We start from the raw sequence: 25990 nt of genomic DNA on the forward strand, positions 1-25990 counted from the left end.
GATCAGGCGCTGGCATCAACCATGCCGTGGCGTACTGCCAACAGCGTCAGCTCAACGTCGCTGCTGATCGACAGCTTTTCGAAGATCCGGTAGCGATAGGTGTTCACCGTTTTCGGCGACAGGCAGAGTTTGTCGGAGATGATCTGCACCTTCTGGCAGCCGACAATCATCAACGCGATCTGGATTTCCCGTTCGGACAAGGCATCAAAAGGTGAATCGTTGGTTGGCTGGAACGACTTGATCGCCAGTTGCTGGGCAATCTGCGGACTGATGTAACGCTGCCCGGCAAACACCAGTCGGATGGCCTGGACCATCTCCGGCAATCCAGCGCCCTTGGTCAGGTAGCCGGCGGCGCCCGCCTGCAGCAGGCGCGTAGGAAATGGATCTTCCTCGCACACAGTGACAGCGACGACCTTGATGTCCGGATGACTGCGCAGCAGCTTGCGCGTGGCCTCAAGGCCACCAATACCGGGCATCTTGACGTCCATCAGGACTACATCGGGTTTCAACTCACGGGCCTTGATCAGGGATTCTTCCCCGGACTCGGCCTGTCCAACCACCTGCAAGCCATCGATATCGGCCAGCATACGTGTAATGCCTGTACGAACGAGATCATGGTCATCGACCACTAGCACCCTAATCAAGCAGACACCTCGCGATATGGTCTTATTGGGATGCCGGACACCTTAGCAAAAAGTGCCAGACAGACCTAGCGGCAAGCATCATTTAAAAAGTTTCAATTCATCATCGAGGGCTTGCCGGCCGTGGGTTTCAGAGCACAGGTGTACCGAAATCGAGCTGCATCCTCAGGAAACACTCGTCCTCGCCACACCTGATCAAGCCCTTTCTCTTATACAGGCTTTGTGCCGGATTATTTTTGAATACTGTCAGACGCAGCGCCGGAAGTCCTTCGGTGCGGGCCATGGCGATAACCTGATCAATCGCCCAGGATCCTGCGCCCTGCCTGCGAAAGGCCTCGGTTATTTGCAGCTCGCGGATGTACAGCGCCCGACGATCCCGACTGAGGCTGAAAAAACCCAAGAGAACTTCATCAAGAATGATCAGCCAGTTGTCCCGCCCATCCCAGGCAACATCGAACGCTTCGTCCTGCCACAGCAAATCGTGCTCAATGTAATAGCGCAGCATGTTCCGGCACGTCAGTTCGCGGGCAAATTCCCGATCATCCGGCTCAGCGCGACGCAAATGGTAGGTCATTGCCCCACCGTCACAGGGACTGTCCGCCCAATCCATTCGCCAGCATCACGTCGAGCGATCACCAGGAGTTCACCTGGGCCTGGCGCGGCGATGACCAGCGCCCCGTTTTCAGACCAGACCGCGCTGCGCCCCGCCGACTGCCATCCACCTGTTAGCCCGGCGTGATTGGCCATCAGCACCGCCATTGAGTGGCTTTGGGCATAGCCCTGCAGTATTGCGCTATCCACGCCATAGCCTTTTTCGCCAATCAGCACGCCTGCTGCGTACAGGTCGGCGCCAGCACCGGCGGCCGCTGCCGCGTGGCTGGAGTGGGAAAAATCAGCGCAGACCGCGAGCGCGACGGTGTCGCGACCTATGCGCAAGGTCGAACCACCAGTCCCTGGGGCATAGAAAAGCTCTTCGCCGCTGTGCAAATGCTGTTTGCTGTAAACCTCTAGAGAGCCGTCTTTGCCTAACGTCAGAGCGCCGATCAATACCTGCGGACTGCCCTTCTGGCGAATCGGCATGCCGACGACGGCGCTCAGCCCAAGCTCGCGAGCGCAATCGCGCAAGGGTTGCAGCACCGGATCCTGCGGATCGATTGCCAGGTCTGCGGCAATCTGGCCTTCGTAGCCTGTCAACGACAACTCCGGGAACACCAGCAGCTCGACGCCCTGCTCCGCCGCCGTGGCCATGAAACGCAAATGACGGGTGATGTTTGCCGCCAGATCACCAGCAACGGAAAACGATTGGGCGGCAGCGATGGTGAACGTCGACATTATTCATCCCTTGAGTGATGCAAAACACGCAGTGTGTCACAACGTCCGTGGCACTCAAGCGATAGGTAACGCCTTGAATGAGCAATAGCAATTTCTGATTGCTCAGGCATATGGGCCTCTAGTAAGCTCGGCGCATTCATCGGAGACAGACCATGTTCAACGCCCTCTCACAGCTTCGTTCCGCTAGCGCCCTGCGCTCGGTTGCGGCTGCCCGGGCGAATGACGTTTGCGCTCCAGCGAGCTTTTATTTTGGGTATTGGTTTAGCCACTGGCGCGCCTGATACCCACACGGCGCCCATAAAAACGGGTCGCCTACCAGAGAATTCTCAACCCCCGGTCGGCCTCCCGACCGGGGGTTTTGTTTTTTCAGGCCCATAACTTTTTCAGCAACACACCAGACACTTTGAGGAATCACGACATGAACTACGCCACTTATTACCGTTACGACACTTTTACCGCCTGGCGATTTAGCAGCCTCCGCTCGGGACAGCCTGCCGCCTCCGATCGGTCACCCACAGGTGGCAAGCACACACACGCAGCCAATCCGGCCAATTGTCGAACACCCCAGTAGGGCCGAGTGAGCGGGAAGCACCCGCCGCCAGCCCAGGAATTCCGAATATGAACTCGTCTGTTTCTGCTCTGCCACTGACCACCCTGAACTCTGCCAACGAAGCACTGACCCTGCGTCTGCCCAGCTCGTTGCAGCTCAAACAGCAATTGCCCCTGAGCAATGCCCTCGCCCAGCAAGTCGCAGCCCATCGCCAGGCGGTCCGCGCGATTCTCAATGGCGAAGACCATCGCCTGCTGGTCGTCGTCGGCCCCTGCTCGATTCACGATCCACGCTCCGCACTCGAATACGCGGAAAAGCTTTCCCGCCTGGCCCATGAAGTCAGCAACGAAATGCTGCTGGTGATGCGCGCCTACGTCGAAAAACCACGCACCACCGTTGGCTGGAAAGGTCTTGCCTACGACCCACACCTGGACGGCAGCGATGACATGGCCGCCGGCCTGACCCTGTCGCGTGAATTGATGCTTGAAATGATCCGTCTGGGACTGCCTATCGCTACCGAGTTGCTGCAGCCAATGGCTGCCGGCTACTTCGACGACCTGCTCAGTTGGGTTGCCATCGGCGCACGCACCACCGAGTCGCAGATCCACCGGGAAATGGCCAGCGGCCTGAGCATGCCCGTCGGTTTCAAGAACGGTACCGACGGTGGCGTAACCGTAGCCGTCGATGCCATGCGTTCGGCAGCCCATCCACATCGACACTTCGGCGTCGACAGCCAAGGGCACCCGGTGATCATTCAGACACCGGGCAACCCCGACACTCATCTGGTACTGCGCGGTGGTCATCAAGGCCCGAACTACGATCGCGAAAGCGTCGCCCGGGTACATGCCGACCTGAATCGCTTGAAGATTCCGAGCCGAATCATGGTCGATTGCAGCCACGCCAACAGCGGCAAGGATCCACTGCGCCAGCCCGACGTGTTCAACGAGGTACTCGAGCAACGGCTGCAAGGTGATCGCTCCTTGATCGGCATGATGATCGAGTCCCATCTGTTCGAGGGCTGCCAGCCTTTGAGCCCCGCCCTGCGTTATGGCATATCCGTCACCGATGGTTGCCTGGGGTTCGGCGCGACGGAGCAGTTGCTGTCGAACGCAGCCAAACGACTGAAAGCCTGACGCTCAGAACAGCCTTTGCGGGTTGAATCAGTAACCCGCAAAGGTCGGATCATCGCTCAATCCAGAGTTACGCCCGTACTCGGACCCGGGCAACGCCGGAAGCCTGACTGGCATCATCCAGTCGCTCCACCGAATACGACACCTGCACCACGGTTTCCCGATGCTCGCGCCAGAAGCGGTACGGCACGATGAACACCAAAGGTTGCCCAGCGTTCTCCCGAGTGATGTCCCGGTCATCGCGATGACTGAAATACTCGCCATCGCATTTCAGGTACACCAGTTCTCCCTCCTCGGCCTGGGCATCGCCGATCACCACAGTAACCCCGTCTACCGCATCTGCCGCTTCCAGCTCACCGTCTTGCGCTTCCAGCACCTGCGGCGCCGCGAGATCCCCTCGAATCAACGGCGCGATCAGAATTCGCGAGTTCGCAGACTTCCTTACCTGCGCCGCTGCTGATTCGACCCGGTAACTGACGCTCACCTCTTGTGTGGAATGGGCTGCGATGCAATCGGCGTTTATCCAGAAAGACAGCGCTTCACCAACGGCAAACGGCTCTACGGTCAACACATCACTGAATGCCGGCGCTCCCTCCGCGCCTTGCCAGGACAGGCTGATCCGGTCGCCGGGCGCCATCCGGGCATAGGGGCGCACAGTGACACTTGTACCCTGTGGAACACGGGACGGATCGAGCGTCCCGCCCACTGTTTCTTCAATGATCGGTGCAAGCAGCTCAGGCTCTGGATCGCCCACATCCAGTTGCAGGCGACGGGATGACACCGGCTGAGGCAGTGCAACGCTATGCAGCGTCCAGTAAAGCTCCAGCGAACCGCGCTCCAGCGGCGCAATGTGCAGACCTTTTATGACAAAGACGATTTCCTCGCCCACCTGGCCTTCACTTACCGAGCGGGTGGCCTCATGGCTATAAGCCAACCCTTCGTCATCGAGACCTCGCCAGCTCAGCACCAGTTTGTCGCCGCACATCATGTCCGGGTAAGGCGCAATCCTGACGAATGCATGACTCAGAGAAGGATCAAGCATCCCGCCCTCCAACACCTCGACCGTCGGGGCGGACAGGTCCAAGGCCGGCGATGAAGCGGGTGCAGACGCCGGTCGATAGCTGAATTCGAAATTTTCACCGTCCACCTTCAAGCTCAGATGGCCGCCTCCTTCGGTGGCAACCGACAGGGGGACAATGTTTGCCGGCGGCATTGCACAAGACTCGCTAGTGACTTCGTAGATAGACATTCGCAGCTCCATTCCTTGGATAGAACGCTGCCATCAAGGCAGCGTCGAACGAAATCCATTGAACCTCATCCAGCGAATCGGCGAAGTCAGCCCAAAGCCCCGCACCCCCGAGGCAAACACACCGTCTGACGTAGGCAGACAGCGACGAATCTGTCGATACGCGGCAAAAGATTGCCAAATGTTCCGACTAGCCCCTCAAGCAGAAACGAAAATTCGCACCATTTTTAGTCCAGATTCCCTTTCACTCCGAGGATTTTTCAGACATCGCCAACCCGTAGGCCTGTTTTACAGTGGCACGCACCAACCACTGACAAGCATCTGCAAAAGAGGCAGGAATATGCAACGGAATGCGACAACCCGCTACCCCATCCTTTTGGTCCATGGCCTGTTCGGGTTTGACCGTATCGGCCGTTTCGAGCTTTTTCATGATGTCAAGCAAGTACTGAGGGAGGCAGGTGGACAAGTGTTTGTCCCGCAACTCTCCGCGGCCCATGACAACGAAGTTCGTGGCCAGCAACTGCTGCTGCAGATTGAACGGGTCCTGCAGGGCACCGGGGCCGCCAGGGTCAACCTGATTGGACATAGCCAAGGTGCGCTGGCCAGCCGTTTCGCCGCAGCAGTGGCACCGCACAAGGTCGCCTCGGTCACGTCGGTCAGTGGGCCCAACCACGGTTCGGAACTGGCGGACACGTTGCGCCAGGCACTGATTCCGGGGAGCCTGCCGGAGCAGGTGGCAGAGCAAGTGGCGACCCGGTTCGCTGATTTCCTCTCGCTACTCAGTGGTCAACCGACCCTGCCGCAGAATGCCGTGGCAGCGCTGAACGCCCTGACCACACAGGCGGTCAGCCAATTCAACAAGAAGTATCCTCAAGGCCTGCCTTCTACCTGGGGCGGCCAAGGCGCGGAACGGGTCAATGACGTTCACTACTACTCCTGGAGCGGCACGCTGCAGGAAGGATGGCTTGCGCCGCTTGATCCGGTAAATGCCGTCTGCCGGGCGTTGTCCGGCCATTTCGTCGCGGAAGCCGGACAGAACGATGGTTTCGTGGGCCGCTACAGCTCGCATTTGGGCTCGGTCATCCGCTCCGACTACCCCTTCAACCACCTCGCTACCCTGCGGCGACCAGACGGCTTACTAAACCCCGCCCCTGATCCCGTCGAACTCTACGTCGAGCACGCTCTGCGCCTGAAAGCCGCACAACTGTAGACATACGCCAATAAGCCGAGTGGAACTTTGCCGAGAAATCGCTTACTGAATCCGGTAGGCTCCACACTTTACTGAAATAGATTGGAGAGTTTCCCCATGGCTAAAGCCACTGCCCGCCACATCCTGGTTTCCAGCGAAGACAAGTGCAACGAACTCAAGGCCCAGATCGAAGGCGGTGCTGATTTCGCCGAAGTCGCCAAGGCCAACTCTACCTGCCCGTCCAGCCGTCAGGGCGGCGACCTGGGCTCGTTCGGTCCTGGCCAGATGGTCAAGGAATTCGACACCGTGGTCTTCAGCGCGCCGATCAACGTCGTGCAAGGCCCGGTGAAGACCCAGTTCGGTTATCACCTGCTCGAAGTCACCAGCCGCCAGGACTGATCCCGCGTCCGGTTTGCTGTGCCACGGCCCGCCTTTTGGTGGGCCGTTGTGTTTTGGTTACAGGATACGGCTGGCGACTGACGCGCCGCTCGCGTACAAATTGCGCTTATCGATCACCCGGCTTTAAGGCTGACAATGCGACTGGCTTTCCCGACTTTGCTGTTCACTGCCGTGGCCCTGTTGTTGGGCTCCACTGGTGTGGACGCCACCCCGCAACACGCTTTGACCGTCTATGGCGAACCCGCCAAATACCCGGCCGGTTTCAGCCATTTCGACTACACCAACCCGCAGGCCCCCAAGGGCGGCACCATGCGCCGCTCGGCGATAGAGATCGGGCATTTCGATCACATCCTGCCTTATATAGACAAAGGCATCGGCGTCACCCAGATCGACGGCATGCTGTACTCGCCTCTGGCCCAGCGCTCGATGGATGAGCCTTACACGGTCTACGGCCTGGTGGCGCAAAAGATGGAGCGCTCGGAGGATGGCCTGTCGCTGCGTTTCTTCATCAATCCCAAGGCACGCTTCGCTGACGGCAAACCGATCACTGCCGAAGACGTGCGTTACACCTATGACCTGTTGATGACCCAGGGCAGCCTGCGTTATCGCACGCAGTTCGCCGACGTCAAAGGCGTGGAAGTGGAAGCGCCGCTGACCGTGCGTTTCGTTTTCAAGAGCAGTGAAAACCGCACCTTGCCGCTGGACATCGCCACCCTGCCGGTATTCCCCGAGCACTGGTGGAAAACCCGCGACTTCGCCGGCGGTGGTGGTTATGAACCGCCACTGGGCAGCGGCCCGTATCGGGTCGGCAAGGTCGACTCCGGACGCAGCATCACCTTTGAACGCAACCCCGACTGGTGGGGCAAGGATCTACCGGTCAGTCGCGGCCTGTATAACTTCGATCACTTCAGCATCGAGTATTTCGGCGACACCGATGTCGCCCGTCAGGTATTGCGCGGCGGTGCCTATGACTACAACCGTGAGTTTTCCGCGACCGGCTATTCGATCGGCTACGACAGCCCCGCGCTGAGTGACGGCCGCTTGCAGAAAGCCCACCTCGCCACCGAAGCCCCGCAATCGGCCCAGGGCTTTGTATTCAACCTGCAGAAACCGATGTTTCAGGATCGTCGGGTACGCCAGGCGCTGGCGATGCTCTGGGATTTCGAGTGGAGCAACCGGCAGATGATGCGCAACATGTACATCCGCCAGCAGAGCTACTTCTCCAACTCCGCACTGGCAGCCCGCGAGTTGCCGGATGCCGCCGAGCTGAAAATCCTCGAACCGTTGCGCGGGCAAATTCCAGAAGAGGTGTTCACCCAGGTCTTCGAAGCGCCGAAAACCGATGGCAGCGGTTTGATCCGCGACAAGCAACTGCAAGCCCTGCAATTGCTGGAACAGGCTGGCTGGAAACCTGATGGCGACCAATTGGTCAACGCCGAGGGCGAGCCGTTAAGTTTCACCTTTCTGGTCAGCCAGAACGGCATGGACCGTCTGCTCCTGCCTTACAAGCGCACGCTGAAACAGATCGGCATCGACCTGAATATCCGCCGTATCGACTCCTCGCAATACGTCAATCGCCTGATGAGCCGCGACTACGACATGATCGTCACCGGCTACCCGGTCACCACGTCTCCGGGTGGCGAGTTGCTCAATTACTTCGGTTCGATTTCGGCCAACGACCCCGGCGCCAACAACTATATGGTGCTGAAGAATCCGGCGGTCGACACCTTGATCAATGGCCTGATCCGCGCCTCGACCCAAAGCGACATGCTGCACTACGCCCACGCCTTGGACCGGGTGTTGCAATGGAATTACTACTGGATTCCCAATTATTACCCGCCGGGCACCTCCACCGTGTGGTGGAACCGTTTCGGCATGCCGGCGATACAGGCCAGCAATGACGAAGCGATCGAGAGCTGGTGGGAAATCAGCAGTACGCCGCTGACCAACCAGCAGATGACCGCCGCAAAAATCGGCCGTGGCAGACCCGGAGGACCGCACTGATGTGGGCATACATTCTGCGGCGCCTGCTGCTGATCATTCCGACGCTGGTGATCATTCTGCTGGTCAATTTCGTGATCATTCAAGCGGCACCCGGCGGCCCGGTCGAACAGGCCATCGCTCATCTGCAAGGGATCGGCGGTGCCAGTGTCGGCGGCAGTTCCAGCGAGACCATGAGCAGCACCTCGCGTGCCAGCCGTGGCCTCGATCCGCAACTGATCAAGGACATCGAAAAACAGTACGGTTTCGACAAACCGGCGCATGAACGCCTGTGGCTGATGCTCAAGAACTACGCGCAGCTGGATTTTGGCAAAAGCTTTTTCCGCGGCGCGACGGTCACCGACCTGATTCTGGAAAAAATGCCGGTGACCATTTCCCTCGGCCTGTGGGCGACGCTGATCACCTATCTGGTGTCGATCCCGCTGGGCATCCGCAAGGCGGTGCATCACGGCAGCCATTTCGATATCTGGAGCAGCACTGCGATCATCATTGGCTACGCGATGCCGGCGTTTCTGTTCGCGATGTTCCTGATCGTGGTGTTTGCCGGTGGCACATCATTGAACTGGTTTCCGGTGCGCGGGCTGGTCTCCGACAACTTCGAATCGCTGTCGACCCTGGGCAAGATCGCCGATTACTTCTGGCATCTGGTGTTGCCGGTGACGGCACTGGTCATCGGTGGTTTCGCCACGCTGACGATCCTCACCAAGAACTCGTTCCTCAATGAAATCACCCGACAATATGTGGTCACCGCACGCGCCAAAGGCTTGAGCGAACGCCGTGTGCTTTACGGCCACGTGTTCCGCAACGCGATGCTGCTGGTGGTTTCGGGAATTCCGCAGGCGTTTATCAGCGTGTTTTTTGCCGGTTCGCTGCTGATCGAAGTGATCTTTTCCCTCGACGGCCTCGGCCGCATGAGCTACGAAGCGGCGGTTTCCCGGGACTATCCGGTGGTGTTCGGCTCGCTGTTCATCTTCACCCTGTTCGGCCTGCTGATAAAACTGATCGGCGACTTGTGCTACACCCTGGTCGACCCACGTATCGACTTCGCCGCGAGGAACGCCTGATGTTCAAGCTCTCGCCTCTGGGCCGTCGCCGTTTTGCACGATTCAAGAAAAACCGCCGAGGCTGGTGGTCGTTGTGGCTGTTTATCGGCCTGTTCCTGCTCAGCCTTGGTGGTGAACTGATCGCCAACGACAAACCGCTGGTCGTCAGCTATCAAAACCAACTCTACTTCCCGGTTTTCAAGCGCTACACCGAGCAGGAGTTTGGCGGGCAACTGCCGTTCCAGGCCGATTACCGCAGTGAGTATGTGCAGAACCTGATCCGCAAGGACGGTGGCTGGCTGCTGTTCCCGCCGATCCCGTTCAGCGAGGACACCCCCAACTACGATCTCAACCAACCCGCGCCGAGCCCGCCCTCCAGGGTCAACTGGCTGGGCACCGACGATCAGGCGCGCGATGTGTTGGCGCGGGTGATTTTCGGCGCCCGGGTGTCGATCCTGTTTGCCCTGATGCTGACCGCTATCAGCGCGTTGATTGGCATCGCCGCCGGCGCTCTGCAAGGTTATTACGGCGGCTGGGTCGATCTGCTCGGGCAACGCGTGCTGGAGGTCTGGAGCGGATTGCCGGTGCTGTATCTGCTGATCATTCTGTCCGGTTTCGTCGAGCCGAATTTCTGGTGGCTGCTGGGGATCATGGCGCTGTTTTCGTGGCTGGCACTGGTGGATGTGGTGCGCGCGGAGTTTCTGCGCGGACGTAACCTGGAATATGTCAAAGCGGCTCGCGCGTTGGGCCTGACTGACCGCAAAGTGATTTTCCGGCACATCCTGCCCAATGCGATGAACGCGACGCTGAGTTACTTGCCGTTCATTCTGACCGGGGCGATTTCCACTCTCACCGCCCTCGACTTCCTTGGTTTCGGCATGCCCGCCGGCAGTGCTTCGCTGGGCGAACTGATCGGTCAGGGCAAACAAAACCTGCAAGCGCCATGGCTCGGGCTGACGGCGTTTTTCACTTTGGCGCTGATTCTTTCTTTACTGGTGTTCATCGGCGAAGCGTTACGTGACGCGTTCGACCCTCGATCCTGAAGTGTGACCATGACTGATAACCTGATCGAAATCCGTGACCTGAATGTCGCCTTCCATGGCCAGCCGGCGGTGCGCAACCTGTGCCTGGACATCCGCCCCGGCGAGTGCCTGGCCCTGGTCGGCGAGTCGGGCTCGGGCAAGTCGGTAACCGCGCATTCGATCCTGCAATTGCTCCCCGAAGGCGATGCGCAAACCAGCGGCAGCATTCGCTATCGCGGTCAGGAACTGCTCGGCGCCGACCCCAAGGTCTTGCGTGAACTGCGTGGCAACCGCATCGCGATGATCTTCCAGGAGCCGATGACCTCGCTCAATCCGCTGCACACCATCGAAAAGCAGATCGGCGAAACCCTGCTGGTGCATCGAGGACTGGGCGGTAAAGCGGCGCAACAGCGCATCCTTGAACTGCTGGAACTGGTGGGTATTCAAAAGCCCGAAGAACGCCTCAAGGCCTATCCGCATCAACTGTCCGGCGGCCAGCGGCAACGGGTGATGATCGCCATGGCCCTGGCTTGCGAGCCGGAACTGCTGATCGCCGATGAACCGACCACGGCGCTGGATGTGACGGTGCAGCGCAAGATCCTGCTGCTGCTCAAGTCCTTGCAACAACGCCTGGGCATGTCGCTGCTGCTGATCAGTCACGACCTCAATCTGGTGCGCAGCATCGCGCAACGGGTGTGCGTGATGAAGGCTGGCGAGATCGTCGAGCAGGCGCCGTGCGAAACCCTGTTTACCGAACCGAAGCACCCTTACAGCTGCGTGCTGCTGAATGCCGAACCGGAGGGCGAAGCCCTGCCCCGGGACGAGCGCGAGAACGTGCTGGAGGTGGATGATCTACGGGTCGAGTTCGTTGTCGGTGGCGGGCTGTTCCAGCGCAAACAATATTTGCGGGCGGTGGACGGCATCAGCCTGAATATCCAGCGCGGCAAAACCCTGGGCATCGTCGGCGAGTCCGGTTCGGGTAAATCGACCCTGGGCCAGGCGATTCTGCGGCTGCTCGACTCCGAGGGCAGCATCCGCTTCCAGGGCGCGACCCTCGACGGTCTCGATCAGAAGCAGTTGCGGCCGTGGCGTCGGCAGATGCAGGTGGTGTTTCAGGACCCGTTCGGCAGTCTCAGTCCACGGATGTCCGTGGCGCAAATCATCAGTGAAGGGCTGGAGGTGCATTGCCAGTCCAGCGCCGAAGAGTGCGATGCACAGGTGATCCGCGTGCTCAAGGAGGTTGGCCTGGACCCGGAGAGTCGTCATCGCTACCCGCACGAATTTTCCGGAGGTCAGCGCCAGCGCATCGCCATCGCCCGGGCGCTGGTGCTGAAACCGGCGCTGATCCTGCTCGACGAACCGACTTCGGCCCTTGACCGTACCGTGCAGAAACAAGTGGTCGCCCTGCTCCGCGACCTTCAGGAAAAACACGGCCTGACCTACCTGTTCATCAGCCACGACCTGGCGGTGGTACGGGCGCTGGCGCATGACATGATCGTGATCAAGGACGGCAAAGTGGTTGAACGCGGTGCCAGCCATGAGGTGTTCGATTCGCCGCAGCATCCTTACACCAAGGAGCTGTTGGCGGCGGCGCATCCGGGGTAGGCATGATCACTGTTTGACTTGAAACCGAGTCGCGGCCTTCGCGAGCAAGCCCGCTCCCACAGGGATTCGGGTTGTACCCAAATATTGGGTACCCCAGAGAAACCTGTGGGAGCGGGCTTGCTCGCGAAGAGGGCCTTACAGACAACCCAAACTCCGGATCAACCCACGCATGAACACCACCGAAAGCCTCAAGGACTACCAACGCGTTCGCACGCTGGCGATCCGCTCGCTGTTCGAGATCATTGAGCAGTCCAGCGAAGGCACGGTGATTGTCGATCGTGACGCGAACATCGTCTGGATGAACGAGCGCTATGCACGGCGTTTTGGTCTTGAATCGGCGAAAAAAGCCATCGGCAAACCCTGCGAAAGCGTGATCCCCGGTAGCCTGCTGCGTGAAGTGGTGCGCACCGGCCGCCCCATTCTGCTGGACATGCAGGACACGCCGAAAGAGCCGCTGGTGGTGATGCGTCTGCCGATCCACGACGACGCCGGCGCGGTGATCGGCGCCATCGGGTTTGCCCTGTTCGACGAATTGCGCAGCCTGTCACCGATGCTCAAGCGCTACCTGAGCATGCAGGAAGAACTGGCCTCGACCCGCTCGCTGCTGCGGGCGCGGCAGACCAAATACAACTTCGCCCATTTCATCGGCACCAGCAGCGCCAGCCTCGAAGTCAAACGCCGCGCCCGCCGCAGTGCGAGCACCGATTCACCCGTGTTGCTGCTCGGCGAAACCGGCACCGGCAAGGAATTGCTGGCCCAGGCGATTCACAGCGCTTCGCCCCGGGCGCACAAAGCCTTCGTCAGCATCAACAGTGCGGCGATTCCCGAAGCGCTGCTGGAAGCCGAGTTTTTCGGCACCGCGCCCGGTGCGTTTACCGGCGCTGACCGCAAGGGTCGGACCGGCAAGTTGCAGATCGCGCAGGGCGGCACGTTGTTTCTCGATGAGATCGGTGACATGCCGTTGCCGCTGCAGAGCAAACTGCTGCGGGTGCTGCAGGAAAAGGAATTCGAACCGGTTGGCTCCAACGACGTGATTCAGAGCGATGTGCGAGTGATCGCGGCGACTTCGACCGATCTGCAAGCCGCGATCAAGCGCGGTGAGTTCCGCGCCGATCTGTATTACCGCCTCAACGTGCTGCCGATCCAGGTTCCGCCGCTGCGCGAGCGTCTCGACGATTTGCCGGCGCTCAGCGAAGCGATCCTTGAAGAGTTGCGTAGCCAGCATGAACTCAGCCGCGCGGCGTTGGAACTGCTCGGACAACATGCTTGGCCGGGGAACATTCGTGAATTGCGCAACGTGCTGGAGCGCGCGGCGCTGCTCAGCGATGACCTGATCCTCACTGAAGAGGATATTCGTGCAGCCATCGGCACGTTTACCCCGGTTGAGCGTCCGTCGGTTTCGACGCTGGAACCGTTGGCCGAGGAGACATTCGCCGAGGCACGGCAGCGGTTTGACCGGCAGTTGATCCAGTCTGCCCTCGCGCAATGTGCGGGCAAAGTGCCGGAGGCGGCGGCTCGACTGGGGCTGGGACGCTCGACGCTGTACAAGAAGATGCTGGCTCTGGGTATTGCCGAGTCTCAATAAAGAGACTTAAGTCTCCAAAAAAAGACAACAGCAGGAGCTTCGCGAGCAAGCCCGCTCCCACAGGGGGGTACGCATTCCAAATGTGGGAGCGGGCTTGCTCGCGAAGGCGTCAGCCCTCTCAACAAAAATCTCCAGAAAGAGACAACCCTTCAACTCTCAACACGCTGAAACCTATAAAACCCTTACATTTCAATGATTTGAATATCTGGCACAGATCTCGCTAAAGCCCTCCCCACACCCGCTTCACCCACAAAAATAACAATCCCTGGAGACACACCATGAGTGTGATCATTGCCTTGGCAGCCCTCGCGCTGCTGATGCTCGCCGCCTACCGTGGCTACAGCGTTATCCTCTTCGCCCCGATAGCCGCCCTCGGCGCTGTCCTGCTCACCGATCCATCCGCCGTCGCCCCTGCCTTCACCGGGGTGTTCATGGAGAAAATGGTCGGCTTCATCAAACTGTATTTCCCGGTATTCCTGCTCGGCGCCGTGTTCGGCAAGTTGATCGAATTGTCGGGGTTCTCCCGTTCGATCGTGGCTGCGGCGATTGGCTTGCTCGGCACCCGACAGGCGATGCTGGTGATCGTGCTGGTCTGCGCCCTGCTCACCTACGGCGGCGTATCGCTGTTCGTGGTGGTGTTTGCGGTGTATCCGTTTGCCGCCGAGATGTTCCGCCAGAGCAACATTCCCAAGCGGCTGATTCCGGCGACCATCGCCCTCGGCGCGTTCTCCTTCACCATGGACGCCCTGCCCGGCACTCCGCAGATCCAGAACATCATCCCCAGCACCTTCTTCAACACCACCGCGTGGGCCGCGCCGTGGCTGGGGGTGATCGGCACGATCTTCGTGTTCTGCGCCGGCATGCTGTTCCTGCAGCGCCAGCGCAACAAGGCGCAGCGCGCGGGTGAAGGCTACGGCACCGAACTGCGTAACGAGCCGGAAACGGCCGAAGATCTGCAGCTGCCGAATCCATGGATCGCCCTGTCGCCACTGCTGGCGGTGGGCATCATGAACCTGCTGTTCACCCAGTGGATTCCGCAGTGGTACGGCAAGACCCACAGCCTGGCGCTGCCGGGGATGGCCGCGCCGGTGACCACGGAAATCGCCAAGCTCACGGCGATCTGGGCGGTGCAAGCGGCGTTGCTGATCGGCATCCTGATGGTGCTGGTGTTCGGCTTCAAGGCGATCCGCAGCAAACTCGCCGAGGGCAGCAAAAGTGCGGTCAGCGGTGCGTTGCTGGCGGCGATGAACACCGCTTCGGAATACGGCTTCGGTGCGGTAATCGCTTCGTTGCCAGGCTTTCTGGTGCTGGCCGACTGGCTCAAGCAAATCCCCAATCCATTGGTCAACGAAGCGATTACCGTCACCCTGCTGGCGGGTATCACCGGTTCGGCGTCGGGCGGCATGAGCATCGCGCTGGCGGCGATGTCCGAGCAGTTCATTGCGGCGGCGCACGCGGCGAACATTCCGCTGGAAGTGCTGCACCGCGTGGCCGCGATGGCCAGCGGCGGCATGGACACTCTGCCGCACAACGGCGCGGTGATCACCCTGCTGGCGGTTACCGGCCTGACCCACCGCGAAGCCTATAAAGACATTTTCTGTATTACGCTGATCAAGACCCTGGCGGTCTTCGTAGTGATCGGCACTTTCTACGCCACTGGCATTGTGTGAGGTATTCATGACGACTCTTTCGGGCAAGACCGCACTGGTCACCGGCTCCACCAGCGGCATCGGTCTGGGCATCGCCCTGAGCCTGGCCAAGGCCGGCGCCAATCTGATTCTCAACGGTTTTGGCGATGCGTCGAGCGTGATCGCCGAAGTCGGCCAGTTCGGCGGCAAGGTCGGTCACCACCCAGCCGATGTCAGCGATCCGGCGCAGATCGCCGAGATGATCGCTTACGCCGAGCGTGAATTTGGCGGCGTCGACATTCTGGTCAACAACGCCGGAATTCAGCACGTGGCCGCCGTGGAGGAGTTCCCGGTAGAGCGCTGGGACTCGATCATCGCGATCAACCTGTCATCGGTGTTCCACAGCACCCGCCTCAGCTTGCCGGGCATGCGTGCCAAAGGCTGGGGGCGGATTGTCAACATTGCCTCGGTGCATGGCCAGGTCGGCTCGACCGGCAAGGCCGCGTATGTTGCGGCCAAGCATGGGGTGATTGGTTTGACCAAAGTGGTCGGCCTCGAGACAGCCACCAGCAATGTCACCTGCAACGCGATCTGCCCGGGCTGGGTGCTGACGCCGCTGGTGCAGAAACAGATCGATGATCGTGCTGCCAAAGGGGTCGACCCGCAGCAGGCGCAGCATGATCTGCTGGCGGAGAAGCAGCCGTCGCTGGAGTTCGTCACGCCGCAGCATCTGGGGGAATTGGTGTTGTTTCTGTGCAGCGAGGCTGGAAGTCAGGTGCGGGGGGCGGCGTGGAATATTGATGGGGGGTGGTTGGCGCAATAGGTAGCGCAGGCCCCCTGTGGCGAGGGAGCTCGCTCCCGCTGGGTGGCGAAGCCGCCCCCGACAATTTACGACTGCTGCGCAGCCGATCGGGAGCAAGCTCCCTCGCCACAGAATTAAGTGCTGCACCCTGGCCTGCGTGCTTGAACAACACAACAAGAGGCAAACCAATGTCCGACATCCTCTGGCAACCCGATGCCGAGCGTATCGCCCAATCGCGCATGGACAATTTCCGCCGCGATATCAATCAGCGTCATGGTCTGGCCCTGAGCAGCTACACCGACCTGCACCGCTGGAGCGTGGATCAGCGCGAGGCGTTCTGGCAGGCGATCGTCGACTTTTTCGACATCCGGTTCCACACCCAGCCCGACGCCGTCCTGCGTGAAGGCGCGCAAATGCCCAGTGCCGAATGGTTTCCCGGTGCGACCCTGAATTTTGCCGAGCACCTGCTGCGCCGTCGTGACGATGCAGTCGCGGTGATTGCCGTGGCGGAAAACGGCCAGCGCGAACAACTGACCTGGTCCGAACTGGCCGAGCAAGTCGCCGGTTTTCAGGCCAGCCTGATGGCCTGCGGAATCGGCCTCGGTGATCGGGTGGCCGCGTGCATGCCCAACACCTGGCAAACCCTGGTGGCGATGCTCGCGACCACCAGCCTCGGCGCGATCTGGTCGTGCTCGTCGCCGGACTTCGGCACCCACGGCGTGATCGACCGTTTCGGCCAGATCGAACCCAAGGTGTTGATCACCTGCGCCGGCTACCGTTACGCCGGCAAAGACATCGACCAGACCACCAAGGTCAACGAAATCCTCGCGCAACTGCCGTCGCTGCAGCAGTTGATCATCGTGCCCTATGCCCGCGAACAGGCCCGTGCCGAGGAATACCACAGCCACGCCAACGTGACGTTGTGGGACGATTTTTACCAACCCGGCGGCGAACCGCGTTTTGTCCCGGTACCGTTCAATCATCCGTTGTACGTGCTGTATTCCAGTGGCACCACCGGCGTACCGAAATGCATCGTGCACAGCACCGGCGGCGTGCTGCTGCAGCATGCCAAGGAGCACGGACTGCACGTCGATCTCGGCCCCGGTGATCGGTTGTTCTACTACACCACTTGCGGCTGGATGATGTGGAACTGGCTGGTCTCGGCGCTCGCGGTCGGCAGCGCGGTGGTGCTGTATGACGGCTCGCCGTTTCACCCGGGCCATGAGCGCTTGCTCGACCTGATCGACGACGAGCGCATCAGCGTGTTCGGCACCAGCCCGAAATTTCTCGCAACACTGGAAAGCAGCGGCTTGAAGCCTGCGTACAGCCATGATCTGAGTAGCCTGAAGACCTTGCTCTGTACCGGTTCCGCGCTGTCGCCGCAGAGTTATGACTTCGTCTACCGCGACGTCAAGCGCGATGTGTGCCTGGCGTCGATGTCGGGCGGCACCGATGTGGTGTCGTGCTTCGTCAACGGCAACCCGCTGTCGGCGGTACGCCGAGGCGAAATCATGGGCAAGAGCCTGGGCATGGCGGTTGAGGTGTGGAACGACGCCGGCGTTGCCGTGATCGGCGAAAAAGGCGAGCTGGTCTGCACCCGGCACTTCCCGGCCATGCCCATCGGCCTGTGGCACGACCCTGACGGCGAAAAACTGCGCAAATCCTATTTCAGCTTGTTCCCGGGCGTCTGGGCCCAAGGTGATTACGCCGAGCAACTGCCGCACGGCGGGATGCTGATCCATGGCCGCTCCGACGCGGTGCTCAACCCCGGCGGCGTGCGCATCGGCACGGCGGAAATCTATCGTCAGGTCGAGAAAGTCCCGCAGGTGCTGGACAGCGTGGCGATCGGGCAGCAATGGCAGGACGATGTGCGGGTGGTGCTGTTTGTGCGCCTGCAGGACGGTGTTGCGCTGGATGACGAACTGCAACAGCAGATCCGCCAGGTGATCCGCGCCAACACCACACCGCGCCATGTGCCGGCGAAGATCGTCGCGGTGACCGATATTCCGCGCACCATCAGCGGCAAGGTGGTGGAACTCGCGGTGCGCAATGTGGTGCACGGTGAGCCGGTGAAAAATACCGATGCGCTGGCCAATCCCGAGGCCTTGGAGCAGTTCCGCAATCGCCCGGAGCTGTCGGATTAGCACGCCATCCCCTTGTGGGAGCGGGCTTGCTCGCGAAGGCAATCTGTCAGTCGATAACAATGTGACTGACCCACCGCTTTCGCGAGCAAGCCCGCTCCCACAGGGGTGGGGGTGTTAATCCATCAGGCCCCAATCGCCTGACGTAATGGGCGCCGGCAGCGGCCGCGCAATCGCCCGGAGCTGTCGGACTGATCCCTCATCCCCTTGTGGGAGCGGGCTTGCTCGCGAAGGCAATCTGTCAGTCGATAACAATGTGACTGACCCACCGCTTTCGCGAGCAAGCCCGCTCCCACAGGGGTGGGGTGTTAATCCATCAGGCCCCAATCGCCTGATGTAGTGGGCGCGGGTGCCGGACCCGCCTCGGCATGCAGTTTCAGGCGCAGGCGCAGGTTGTTCTGCGAATCCGCATGCTTGAGCGCTTCGTCTTCGCTGATCACGCCCTCCACCACCAGCCCGTAAAGCGCCGCGTCGAAGGTCTGCATGCCGACCTCGCCTGACTTTTCCATGATGCCTTTGAGTTCGCCCAACTCGTTGCGACGGATCAGGTCGGCGATGGTGGGCGTGCCGAGCATCACTTCGACCGCCGCCCGGCGCTGGCCGTCCAAAGTGCGCACCAGCCGTTGCGAGACAAACGCCTTGAGATTGTTGCCCAGCGCGTGCAGCAACTGCGGTCGGCGCTCTTCGGGGAACAGATTGACGATACGGTCCAGCGCCTGATTGGCGTTGTGCGCATGTAACGTCGACAGCACCAGGTGCCCGGTGTCGGCGAATGTCAGCGCATGTTCCATGGTCTCGCGGTCTCGGATTTCGCCGATCAGCACCACGTCCGGGGCCTGACGCAGAGTGTTTTTCAGCGCTGCATGGAAACTGCGGGTATCGACGCCGACTTCGCGTTGATTGATGATCGAGCGCTGGTGTCGATGGATATACTCCACCGGGTCTTCAATGGTGATGATGTGCCCGCTGCTGTGGCGGTTGCGGTGATCGATCAGCGCGGCCAGCGACGTGGATTTGCCGGAGTCGGTGGCACCGACGAACAGGATCAGCCCTTGTTTGAGCATCACCGTTTCCAGCAGCACCGGCGGTAGTTTGAGGTCTTCGAAGCGCGGGATATCGAGTTTGACGTTGCGGATCACGATCGACACGTCATTGCGTTGCTTGAAGATGTTCACCCGAAAACGCCCGATACCGGTGCGGGAAATCGCCAGGTTCATTTCCAGATCCCGATCGAACTCGCGCCGCTGCTCGGCGTCCATCAAGGAGTTGGCGATGGCCTCGACCTCACCGGGCTTGAACGGCCGCTCGCTGAACGGCGTCAGCACGCCATCGATGCGCGCACTGGGTGGCGCTCCCGTGGACAGGAACAGGTCAGAGCCGTGCTGGCTCGACAGACGGAGCAACAGTGCATCGATTTCCATGGCAAAAAGCACCCGCGAAGCTTTCAATGAACAGAAATGACCCGCTGTCGTGACGTGACGGGTCATACAGCGTCTACCGCAAGTGCAAGAATAGTAGATGCCAACGCACTGACCGACGCTCAGGATAGATGTGATGAACGCAGCACCCTCCCCCGATGACGCCCAAGCCCTGATCGCCCGTACCGACTGGAGCCGCACTCCGTTGGGCGCTTCTGGCACCTGGCCGCAAAGCCTGCGCACCGCGGTGGACATCGTGATTCACTCGCCGATGCCGATGCTGCTGTTGTGGGGGCCGCAGCTCACGCAGATCTACAACAATGGCTTTGCGATGCTCGCCGGCAGTAAGCATCCGCACGCTTTCGGACAGCCTGCACACCTGATATGGCCAGAACTTCAGGACTTTACCGACCCGATTTATCGAGCCGTCCTACAAGGCCAGGTGCGCACCTACAGCGAACGCCGATTTACCCTGCAACGCGAAGGCATAGAGTCCGACTTCTGGCTGGACCTGACCTACAGTCCGATCCGCGATGAAAATGCGCAAGTGGCGGGGATTCTGGTAACGGCCATCGAGACCAACGAACGCCGGCGCATCGCCCTCGAACTGCAACGCCGTTCCGAAGAAAGCCTCAAGGCCCAGCGCGACACTGAAGAGCGCCTGCAACTGGCCTTGGCGGCCACCGATGCGGTCGGCACCTGGGACTGGGACATCGGCGAAGACCGCTTCATCGCCGACGCGCATTTCGCCCAGTTGCACGGCATCGATCCGGCGCAGGCCAGCCAGCTGCCGATCAGCGACTACCTGCAAGGCGTGCATCCCGAAGACCGCGCCTTGATCGCCCGCAGCATCAAGCATTGCATCACCCACGGCACCGAGTACGCCGAGGAATATCGCCTGCTGAAAGCCGACGGCGAACTGCGCTGGGTGTTTGCCCGCGGCCGCTGTTACAAGGATCACCATGGACGACCGGTGCGTTTCCTCGGTGCCGCACTGGACCTGACCGAACGCAAGCACACCGAGCAGGCGCTGCGTCAGAGCCAGACGGAATTGCAGCTGATCATCAACGCGATGCCGATCCTCATCAGTTATGTCGACCACGAAGAACGCTTCCGTCTGAACAACGCCGCCTACCTGGACTGGTACGGCCTCACGCCGCAGGAACTGTATGGGCGCACCATTCGCGAGGTGATCGGCGAAGAGGCCTACTTTCTGCGCGCGCCATACATTGCCGAGGCGCTGGCTGGGCGACCATGTTCGTTCAGCCTCTACACCCCGCACCGTGACGGCAGCAGCCGTCACGCGCTGATGAACTACCTGCCGCGCCACGGTGCCGATGGCGCGGTCAACGGTTTCTACATTTTTGTGATCGACGAAAGCGAACGGAAGAAGACCGAAGAAGCGCTGCGCAATCTCAATGAAACCCTCGAGGAACGGGTCAGCGCCCGCACCGAACAACTGGCCCAGGCCAATCAGCGCCTGCAAAACGAGATGTTCGAACGCGAGCGCGCCGAAGATGCATTGCGCCATGCGCAGAAAATGGAAGCGGTCGGTCAGCTCACCGGCGGTATCGCCCACGACTTCAACAACATGCTCACCGGAATCATCGGCAGCCTCGATCTGATGCAACGCTACATCGCCGACGGCCGCGCGCATGAAATCGGGCGTTTCACCGAGGCGGCGGTGTCGTCGGCCAACCGTGCGGCGGCGCTGACCCATCGCCTGCTGGCGTTCTCGCGCCGGCAGTCGCTGGACCGCAAAACCCTCAACGTCAATGAACTGATTCATTCGCTGGAAGATTTGATCCGCCGCACCAAAGGCGACCCGATCGAACTCACGCTGCGGCTGGCCGACGATGTGTGGCCGATCAGTACCGACGTCAGTCAACTGGAAAATGCTTTGCTCAACCTGGTGATCAACGCCCGCGACGCCATGCCCGATGGCGGCGAGCTGCTGATCGAAACCGCCAACGTCTACCTCGACGGCAACGACATCACCACCCTCGAACCGGTCAAGGCCGGCGACTACCTGATGCTGGCGGTCAGCGACAACGGCACCGGCATGACCCCGTCGGTACGGGCCAAGGCGTTCGATCCGTTCTTCACCACCAAACCGATCGGCCAGGGCACCGGGCTGGGACTGTCGATGATTTATGGTTTCGCTCAGCAATCGGGCGGCCATGTCAGCCTCGACAGCCTGCCGGATCACGGCACCTGCGTGCGCTTGTACCTGCCGCGCCTGAACCTGCTGGAGCCCGAACATCCGCTGGTGGAGCCAACCAGCGCTGCGCCAACCGCCACCTGTGGCGAAACCGTGGTGGTGGTTGAAGATGACCCGGCGGTGCGCATGCTGGTGCTCGATCTGCTCAAGGAGCTGGGCTACCTCGCCCACGAAGCCGCTGACGCCAGCGCCGCCCTGCCGCTGCTGGAATCGGAGCTGCGGGTGGATCTGCTGGTGACCGACGTCGGCCTGCCGGGAATGAATGGCAGGCAACTGGCGGAAATCGCTCGCCAGCATCGCCCGGGCCTGAAAGTGCTGTTCATGACCGGTTATGCGCAGAAAGCCGCCGAGCGTCAGGGCTTTCTCGAGGATGGCATGGACATGGTGGCCAAGCCGTTTTCGATTGAAGTGCTGGCGAACAAGATCCGCGAGATGATCAACCAAACGCCGTCACTTGAGGCATAATCCCGCGCCCCGCCGTCACCCCGTTACAGGTATCGCACGATGAAAGCCCAAGCCCGCCACATTCTGGTGAAAACCGCCGAAGAGGCCGAACAGCTCAAACAGCGTATCGCCAAGGGCGAAGCGTTCGATGTGCTGGCGAAGAAATATTCGACCTGCCCGTCCGGCAAGCGCGGCGGTGATCTGGGTGAAGTGCGGCCGGGGCAGATGGTTGGCGCGATTGATGCGGTGATCTTCAAAAAGCCGCTGCGCACGGTGCATGGGCCGATCAAGAGCAAGTTCGGCTATCACCTGGTGCAGGTGTTTTTCCGCGACTGAAGGCTTTGCTTTCGGGCGTTTGTGGCGAGGGAGCTTGCTCCCGCTGGGTGGCGGAGCCGCCCCAATAAGGCTTGCGCCTGCTGCGCAGTCGAGCGGGAGCAAGCTCCCTCGCCACAAGAACACTCATTCTTTCGGAATCAACGCCCCCGGCACCTGAATCACCCGACTCGCCAGCCAATGCCCCGCCTCCGCCGCCTCGACCGGACTGCCTCCCAGCAAGCGCCTCGCCAGATACGCCGCACTGAACGAATCCCCTGCCGCCGTGGTATCCACAACTTTGGCGACCTTCTGCGCCGGCACTTCGAACGCCTCGCCCTCACAACGAATCAGGCACGCCTCGGCACCACGCTTGAGCACCACTTCCGGCGTGCCGATCTGCGCGTACGCCTCGAACACCGCGTCGCAATCGGCAAAATGGAACAGCGCCTGTTCGTCATCGACGGTCAGCAACGCCAGATCGACATGCGGCAACACGCTGCGATAGGCCGCCCGCGCCTCTTCCTGTGAAGACCACAGCCGCGGTCGATAGTTGTTGTCGAAGACGATCCGCGCATCGCGCTGCCGGGCTTCGATCAGGGTCTGGATCAAGCGTTCGCGGCCCTTCGCGCCTAACACCGCGAGGGTGATGCCACTGAAATACAGCACGTCGTAGTCCGCCAGCGTCGCCAGAATCGGCTCGGCCGCTGGAGTGGTGAAGCAGTCGCGCACCGCCGCCTCATTGCGCCAGTAGAGGAAACGCCGTTCACCATTGGCATCGGTCTGGATGCAGTACAGGCCCGGCAACCGACCGGGCAGACGCTGCACGAGATCCAGACCAATGCCTTCATCGGTCCAGCTCTGGCACATGGCATCGCTGAAGCTGTCGTCGCCGAGCGCGGTGACGTAGTCGACCTGGGCTTTATCGCCGAGCGCGCGGGACAGGTACACCGCCGTGTTCAAGGTATCGCCGCCGAAGCTTTGCTGCAGGCTGCCGTCGGCACGGTGCTGGAGTTCGATCATGCACTCGCCGATCAGGGCGATGCGCGGGGTATTCGGGCCCAGGGGGCTGAGGCTGGTCATTGGGTAGCGTCTCGGGATAATCATCGGTGTTTGGGCGGCCCTCATCGCGAGCAGGCTCACTCCTACAATTGGAATGCGTTCCCCTGTAGGAGTGAGCCTGCTCGCGATGGGCGCGACTCGGTCTCAAGCCTTAGAAACAAGTCTCCATGCTCTCGACCACCGCCAACTGCTCATCCACCAGCAACCCCACCCGCCACTTGTCGAACGTCAGACACGGGTGCGAGGTGCCGAAGGAAATGATGTCGCCCACCCGCAACTCAACCCCCGCTGCCACGCTCATGAACGCATGCTGGTCCATCACCGCCGTCACCTTGCACGCGCCGACATCGTCGCCCACCGCCGGCAACACACCGGCCTTGTAACGCAGCAACGGCACCGGCAGGCCCGCATCGAACGCCACGTCGCGCTTGCCGAGGGCGATCACCGCAAAACCCGGCTCCGGCATCGACTGTACATGCGCCCAGACCTCCAGCGCCGGACGCAGCCCTTCGTGCAGATCGCTGCGACGATCCAGCACGCAGCATTGCGCGTCCTTATAGATGCCATGGTCATGCGCCACATAACTGCCCGGACGCAACACACTCAGGAAGCGCCCGCCGGCGTTCTGCGTTTCGAACGACTCGGCAATCAGGTCGTACCACGCCGAACCCGAGGCGGTGATGATCGGCTTGGCGATGGCAAACGCGCCGCTGTCCTGCAACTGCACCGCCAGACGCACCAGCGAGGCGGCGAATTCGCGAATGCCGCTGACCGCGTGATCGCCGTGGATCACCCCTTCGTAACCTTCGATTCCGGTCAGGGCCAGCGCCGGTTGCGCGTTGATCGCCTGAGCCAGCGCGATGACTTCCTGCTCGCTGCGGCAACCGCAACGGCCACCGACCACGCCGTATTCGATCATCACGTTCAACTTCACTCCACGCGAGGCGAAGTAGGCGCCGAGATCGGCGACGTTGTCCGGGTGATCGACCATGCAGTAGAAATCGAAATCGGCATCGGCCAGCAGATCGGCAATCAATGCCATGTTCGGCGTGCCGACCAGTTGGTTGGCCATCAGCACCCGGCGTACACCGTGGGCGTAAGCGGCGCGGGTCTGGGTGGCGCTGGCGAGGGTGATGCCCCACGCACCGGCATCGAGCTGACGCTGGAACAGCGCCGGGGTCATGCTGGTCTTGCCGTGGGGCGCGAGTTCGGCGCCACTGTCGCTGACGAACTTCTGCATCCAGCGAATGTTGTGCTCCAGCGCCTCGCGGTGCAGCACCAGCGCCGGCAGGCTGACGTCACGCACAAGGTGCGCGCCAATCGCAGCGTCGCCCTTTTCCACAGCGGTATTGATGGCAGTCGTCATGGTCAAACTCCTCGCATTCAGTCGCGGCCGCAGGCAGCCGCGGTTATTCGTTGATGCGCCGGGCGAGGCTGTTCGCGCTCTCGATCAGCACCCGGCGATAGTCGTCGTAATTGTTCTTCGCATCGGCCCGTGGGGCGACGATGCACAGGGTGCAGATGGCCACGCCGCTCGGGTCTTTGACCGGAGCGGCAAAGCAATGGGTAAAGGTGTCGGCAACGCTGTCGAAGGAGAAGAAGCCGTCGATGCCGGCCTGGCGGATCTCCGCCAGAAAGCGCTCCAGCGGCAGGCGTTCGCCGTCGGGCAGGATGTAATCGTCTTCGTCGATCAGGTCGATGATTTGCTGGTCGCTCAGATGCGCGAGCAACAGGCGTCCTGAAGCCGTCCACGGGATTGGTGCATTTTCGCCAATGTCGGAAGAAATGCGGAAATGCCGCTCGCCTTCCTTCATCAGTGCCACGGTGTATTTGCGCCCGTTGAGCAGGCACATCTGCGCGGTTTCCCGGGTCTGGCTGACGATCTCCTGCAAGGCGTGATCGGCTTCGCGACTGAGGTCGAAATGGCGCAGGTGCGCCTGCCCGAGGAAGTACAACTGGCGCCCCAGATAGACGTGACCGTCCTTGCCCACCGGCTCCAGAATCCGTCGTTCCAGCAGTGACGCCACCAGTTCGTAGACCGTGGATTTCGGGCTGCCGATACCGTTGGCGATGTCGTTCGGACGCAACGGCTGGCCGATCTCCTTGAGGAAATCGAGGATATCGAACGCCCGGTCCAGACCACGGGCCCGGCGTTTGGTGGTGTCTTCGGTCATGTCTTCAGTTCCCAATGAAAGTGCCGGGAGTGTACCGAGAGTGCA

Annotated in this window: 21 protein-coding genes; 13 read left to right on the forward strand and 8 right to left on the reverse strand. The window is 61.0% G+C overall.

The features are described 5' to 3' along the window. Positions 1 to 2: 2 nt before the first annotated feature. The 3 genes from gacA to ACVHNU_RS11755 form a co-directional block, all read right to left on the reverse strand. Positions 3 to 644, reverse strand: coding sequence for a response regulator transcription factor GacA (gacA, locus tag ACVHNU_RS11745; protein WP_024012761.1), 642 nt, complete (start codon positions 642 to 644; stop codon positions 3 to 5). A 127-nt stretch (positions 645 to 771) separates the two neighbouring features. Continuing rightward, positions 772 to 1215, reverse strand: a complete 444-nt coding sequence (locus ACVHNU_RS11750) for a GNAT family N-acetyltransferase (protein ID WP_226499216.1) — start codon at positions 1213 to 1215, stop codon at positions 772 to 774. Further along, the gene (locus tag ACVHNU_RS11755) at positions 1212 to 1973 is read right to left on the reverse strand and encodes a carbon-nitrogen hydrolase family protein (RefSeq protein WP_473019797.1); all 762 of its coding nucleotides are present in this window, start codon (positions 1971 to 1973) and stop codon (positions 1212 to 1214) included. Before ACVHNU_RS11755 ends, ACVHNU_RS11750 begins: the two co-directional genes overlap by 4 nt. A 618-nt stretch (positions 1974 to 2591) precedes the next feature. Here ACVHNU_RS11755 and ACVHNU_RS11760 point away from each other — a divergent pair. Then, entirely contained in the window at positions 2592 to 3656 is a 1065-nt protein-coding gene (locus ACVHNU_RS11760; protein ID WP_473019798.1) for a 3-deoxy-7-phosphoheptulonate synthase, read from the forward strand. A 67-nt stretch (positions 3657 to 3723) separates the two neighbouring features. On the opposite strand, the gene ACVHNU_RS11765 is transcribed toward ACVHNU_RS11760, so the two are convergent. After that, positions 3724 to 4902: a hypothetical protein gene (locus tag ACVHNU_RS11765; protein ID WP_473019799.1), complete on the reverse strand. Its 1179-nt coding sequence runs from the start codon at positions 4900 to 4902 to the stop codon at positions 3724 to 3726. Positions 4903 to 5239: 337 nt separating this feature from the next. Between ACVHNU_RS11765 and ACVHNU_RS11770 the strand changes: the two genes are divergently transcribed. The 10 genes from ACVHNU_RS11770 (at position 5240) to ACVHNU_RS11815 (ending at position 18317) form a co-directional block, all read left to right on the forward strand. Beyond that, positions 5240 to 6109 (forward strand): esterase/lipase family protein, encoded by an 870-nt coding sequence (locus tag ACVHNU_RS11770; protein WP_473019800.1) that lies wholly within the window; start codon positions 5240 to 5242, stop codon positions 6107 to 6109. Between the two features lie 96 nt (positions 6110 to 6205). After that, positions 6206 to 6487: a peptidylprolyl isomerase gene (locus ACVHNU_RS11775; RefSeq protein WP_007912303.1), complete on the forward strand. Its 282-nt coding sequence runs from the start codon at positions 6206 to 6208 to the stop codon at positions 6485 to 6487. Between the two features lie 135 nt (positions 6488 to 6622). Then, a complete protein-coding gene (locus tag ACVHNU_RS11780; protein ID WP_473019801.1) occupies positions 6623 to 8491 on the forward strand; it encodes an extracellular solute-binding protein in 1869 nt (622 codons plus the stop codon). Further along, positions 8491 to 9552: a microcin C ABC transporter permease YejB gene (locus ACVHNU_RS11785; RefSeq protein ID WP_003225430.1), complete on the forward strand. Its 1062-nt coding sequence runs from the start codon at positions 8491 to 8493 to the stop codon at positions 9550 to 9552. Before ACVHNU_RS11780 ends, ACVHNU_RS11785 begins: the two co-directional genes overlap by 1 nt. Next, complete coding sequence (locus ACVHNU_RS11790; RefSeq protein ID WP_201137476.1) at positions 9552 to 10574, forward strand: ABC transporter permease; 1023 nt, start codon at positions 9552 to 9554, stop codon at positions 10572 to 10574. Before ACVHNU_RS11785 ends, ACVHNU_RS11790 begins: the two co-directional genes overlap by 1 nt. Positions 10575 to 10583: 9 nt before the next feature. Beyond that, on the forward strand, positions 10584 to 12158 hold the full coding sequence (locus ACVHNU_RS11795) for an ABC transporter ATP-binding protein (RefSeq protein WP_473019802.1): 1575 nt from the start codon (positions 10584 to 10586) through the stop codon (positions 12156 to 12158). Between the two features lie 169 nt (positions 12159 to 12327). Continuing rightward, positions 12328 to 13743: a sigma-54 interaction domain-containing protein gene (locus ACVHNU_RS11800; RefSeq protein WP_400505396.1), complete on the forward strand. Its 1416-nt coding sequence runs from the start codon at positions 12328 to 12330 to the stop codon at positions 13741 to 13743. 278 nt (positions 13744 to 14021) lie between these two features. Continuing rightward, positions 14022 to 15413 carry a GntP family permease gene (locus tag ACVHNU_RS11805; RefSeq protein WP_226499206.1) on the forward strand — a complete coding sequence of 464 codons (1392 nt, stop codon included), beginning with the start codon at positions 14022 to 14024 and terminating at the stop codon, positions 15411 to 15413. A 7-nt stretch (positions 15414 to 15420) separates the two neighbouring features. Beyond that, the gene (gene hbdH, locus ACVHNU_RS11810; RefSeq protein WP_027612662.1) at positions 15421 to 16194 is read left to right on the forward strand and encodes a 3-hydroxybutyrate dehydrogenase; all 774 of its coding nucleotides are present in this window, start codon (positions 15421 to 15423) and stop codon (positions 16192 to 16194) included. Positions 16195 to 16361: 167 nt separating this feature from the next. After that, positions 16362 to 18317 (forward strand): acetoacetate--CoA ligase, encoded by a 1956-nt coding sequence (locus tag ACVHNU_RS11815; RefSeq protein WP_473019803.1) that lies wholly within the window; start codon positions 16362 to 16364, stop codon positions 18315 to 18317. A 305-nt stretch (positions 18318 to 18622) separates the two neighbouring features. On the opposite strand, the gene ACVHNU_RS11820 is transcribed toward ACVHNU_RS11815, so the two are convergent. Beyond that, on the reverse strand, positions 18623 to 19735 hold the full coding sequence (locus ACVHNU_RS11820) for a PilT/PilU family type 4a pilus ATPase (RefSeq protein ID WP_473019804.1): 1113 nt from the start codon (positions 19733 to 19735) through the stop codon (positions 18623 to 18625). Positions 19736 to 19868: 133 nt separating this feature from the next. Between ACVHNU_RS11820 and ACVHNU_RS11825 the strand changes: the two genes are divergently transcribed. Both ACVHNU_RS11825 and ACVHNU_RS11830 read left to right on the forward strand, forming a co-directional pair. Further along, the gene (locus ACVHNU_RS11825; protein ID WP_473019806.1) at positions 19869 to 22418 is read left to right on the forward strand and encodes a PAS domain-containing hybrid sensor histidine kinase/response regulator; all 2550 of its coding nucleotides are present in this window, start codon (positions 19869 to 19871) and stop codon (positions 22416 to 22418) included. A 39-nt stretch (positions 22419 to 22457) separates the two neighbouring features. Beyond that, positions 22458 to 22733, forward strand: a complete 276-nt coding sequence (locus ACVHNU_RS11830) for a peptidylprolyl isomerase (protein ID WP_003225447.1) — start codon at positions 22458 to 22460, stop codon at positions 22731 to 22733. A gap of 123 nt (positions 22734 to 22856) precedes the next feature. Here the strand turns inward: ACVHNU_RS11830 and kdgK are convergent, their stop codons facing one another. The 3 genes from kdgK to ACVHNU_RS11845 form a co-directional block, all read right to left on the reverse strand. After that, positions 22857 to 23792 (reverse strand): 2-dehydro-3-deoxygluconokinase, encoded by a 936-nt coding sequence (kdgK, locus tag ACVHNU_RS11835; protein WP_262143758.1) that lies wholly within the window; start codon positions 23790 to 23792, stop codon positions 22857 to 22859. A 130-nt stretch (positions 23793 to 23922) separates the two neighbouring features. After that, positions 23923 to 25137, reverse strand: a complete 1215-nt coding sequence (locus ACVHNU_RS11840; RefSeq protein WP_473019807.1) for an amino acid deaminase — start codon at positions 25135 to 25137, stop codon at positions 23923 to 23925. Positions 25138 to 25180: 43 nt separating this feature from the next. Further along, entirely contained in the window at positions 25181 to 25945 is a 765-nt protein-coding gene (locus ACVHNU_RS11845; RefSeq protein WP_473019808.1) for an IclR family transcriptional regulator, read from the reverse strand. Positions 25946 to 25990 lie beyond the last annotated feature (45 nt).

This window comes from Pseudomonas sp. Ors-4-3C, from assembly GCF_055755035.1.

Excerpts from the sequence above, each read along its gene's own strand:
- hbdH (WP_027612662.1), top strand. The coding sequence starts at position 15,421 with ATGACGACTCTTTCGGGCAAGACCGCACTGGTCACCGGCTCCACCAGC.
- ACVHNU_RS11765 (WP_473019799.1), bottom strand. The coding sequence starts at position 4,902 with ATGTCTATCTACGAAGTCACTAGCGAGTCTTGTGCAATGCCGCCGGCA.
- ACVHNU_RS11805 (WP_226499206.1), top strand. The coding sequence starts at position 14,022 with ATGAGTGTGATCATTGCCTTGGCAGCCCTCGCGCTGCTGATGCTCGCC.
- ACVHNU_RS11815 (WP_473019803.1), top strand. The coding sequence starts at position 16,362 with ATGTCCGACATCCTCTGGCAACCCGATGCCGAGCGTATCGCCCAATCG.
- ACVHNU_RS11760 (WP_473019798.1), top strand. The coding sequence starts at position 2,592 with ATGAACTCGTCTGTTTCTGCTCTGCCACTGACCACCCTGAACTCTGCC.
- ACVHNU_RS11845 (WP_473019808.1), bottom strand. The coding sequence starts at position 25,945 with ATGACCGAAGACACCACCAAACGCCGGGCCCGTGGTCTGGACCGGGCG.
- ACVHNU_RS11820 (WP_473019804.1), bottom strand. The coding sequence starts at position 19,735 with ATGGAAATCGATGCACTGTTGCTCCGTCTGTCGAGCCAGCACGGCTCT.
- ACVHNU_RS11780 (WP_473019801.1), top strand. The coding sequence starts at position 6,623 with ATGCGACTGGCTTTCCCGACTTTGCTGTTCACTGCCGTGGCCCTGTTG.
- ACVHNU_RS11790 (WP_201137476.1), top strand. The coding sequence starts at position 9,552 with ATGTTCAAGCTCTCGCCTCTGGGCCGTCGCCGTTTTGCACGATTCAAG.
- ACVHNU_RS11770 (WP_473019800.1), top strand. The coding sequence starts at position 5,240 with ATGCAACGGAATGCGACAACCCGCTACCCCATCCTTTTGGTCCATGGC.
- ACVHNU_RS11830 (WP_003225447.1), top strand. The coding sequence starts at position 22,458 with ATGAAAGCCCAAGCCCGCCACATTCTGGTGAAAACCGCCGAAGAGGCC.
- ACVHNU_RS11795 (WP_473019802.1), top strand. The coding sequence starts at position 10,584 with ATGACTGATAACCTGATCGAAATCCGTGACCTGAATGTCGCCTTCCAT.
- ACVHNU_RS11825 (WP_473019806.1), top strand. The coding sequence starts at position 19,869 with ATGAACGCAGCACCCTCCCCCGATGACGCCCAAGCCCTGATCGCCCGT.
- ACVHNU_RS11785 (WP_003225430.1), top strand. The coding sequence starts at position 8,491 with ATGTGGGCATACATTCTGCGGCGCCTGCTGCTGATCATTCCGACGCTG.
- ACVHNU_RS11800 (WP_400505396.1), top strand. The coding sequence starts at position 12,328 with ATGAACACCACCGAAAGCCTCAAGGACTACCAACGCGTTCGCACGCTG.
- ACVHNU_RS11755 (WP_473019797.1), bottom strand. The coding sequence starts at position 1,973 with ATGTCGACGTTCACCATCGCTGCCGCCCAATCGTTTTCCGTTGCTGGT.
- ACVHNU_RS11775 (WP_007912303.1), top strand. The coding sequence starts at position 6,206 with ATGGCTAAAGCCACTGCCCGCCACATCCTGGTTTCCAGCGAAGACAAG.
- kdgK (WP_262143758.1), bottom strand. The coding sequence starts at position 23,792 with ATGACCAGCCTCAGCCCCCTGGGCCCGAATACCCCGCGCATCGCCCTG.
- ACVHNU_RS11840 (WP_473019807.1), bottom strand. The coding sequence starts at position 25,137 with ATGACGACTGCCATCAATACCGCTGTGGAAAAGGGCGACGCTGCGATT.
- ACVHNU_RS11750 (WP_226499216.1), bottom strand. The coding sequence starts at position 1,215 with ATGACCTACCATTTGCGTCGCGCTGAGCCGGATGATCGGGAATTTGCC.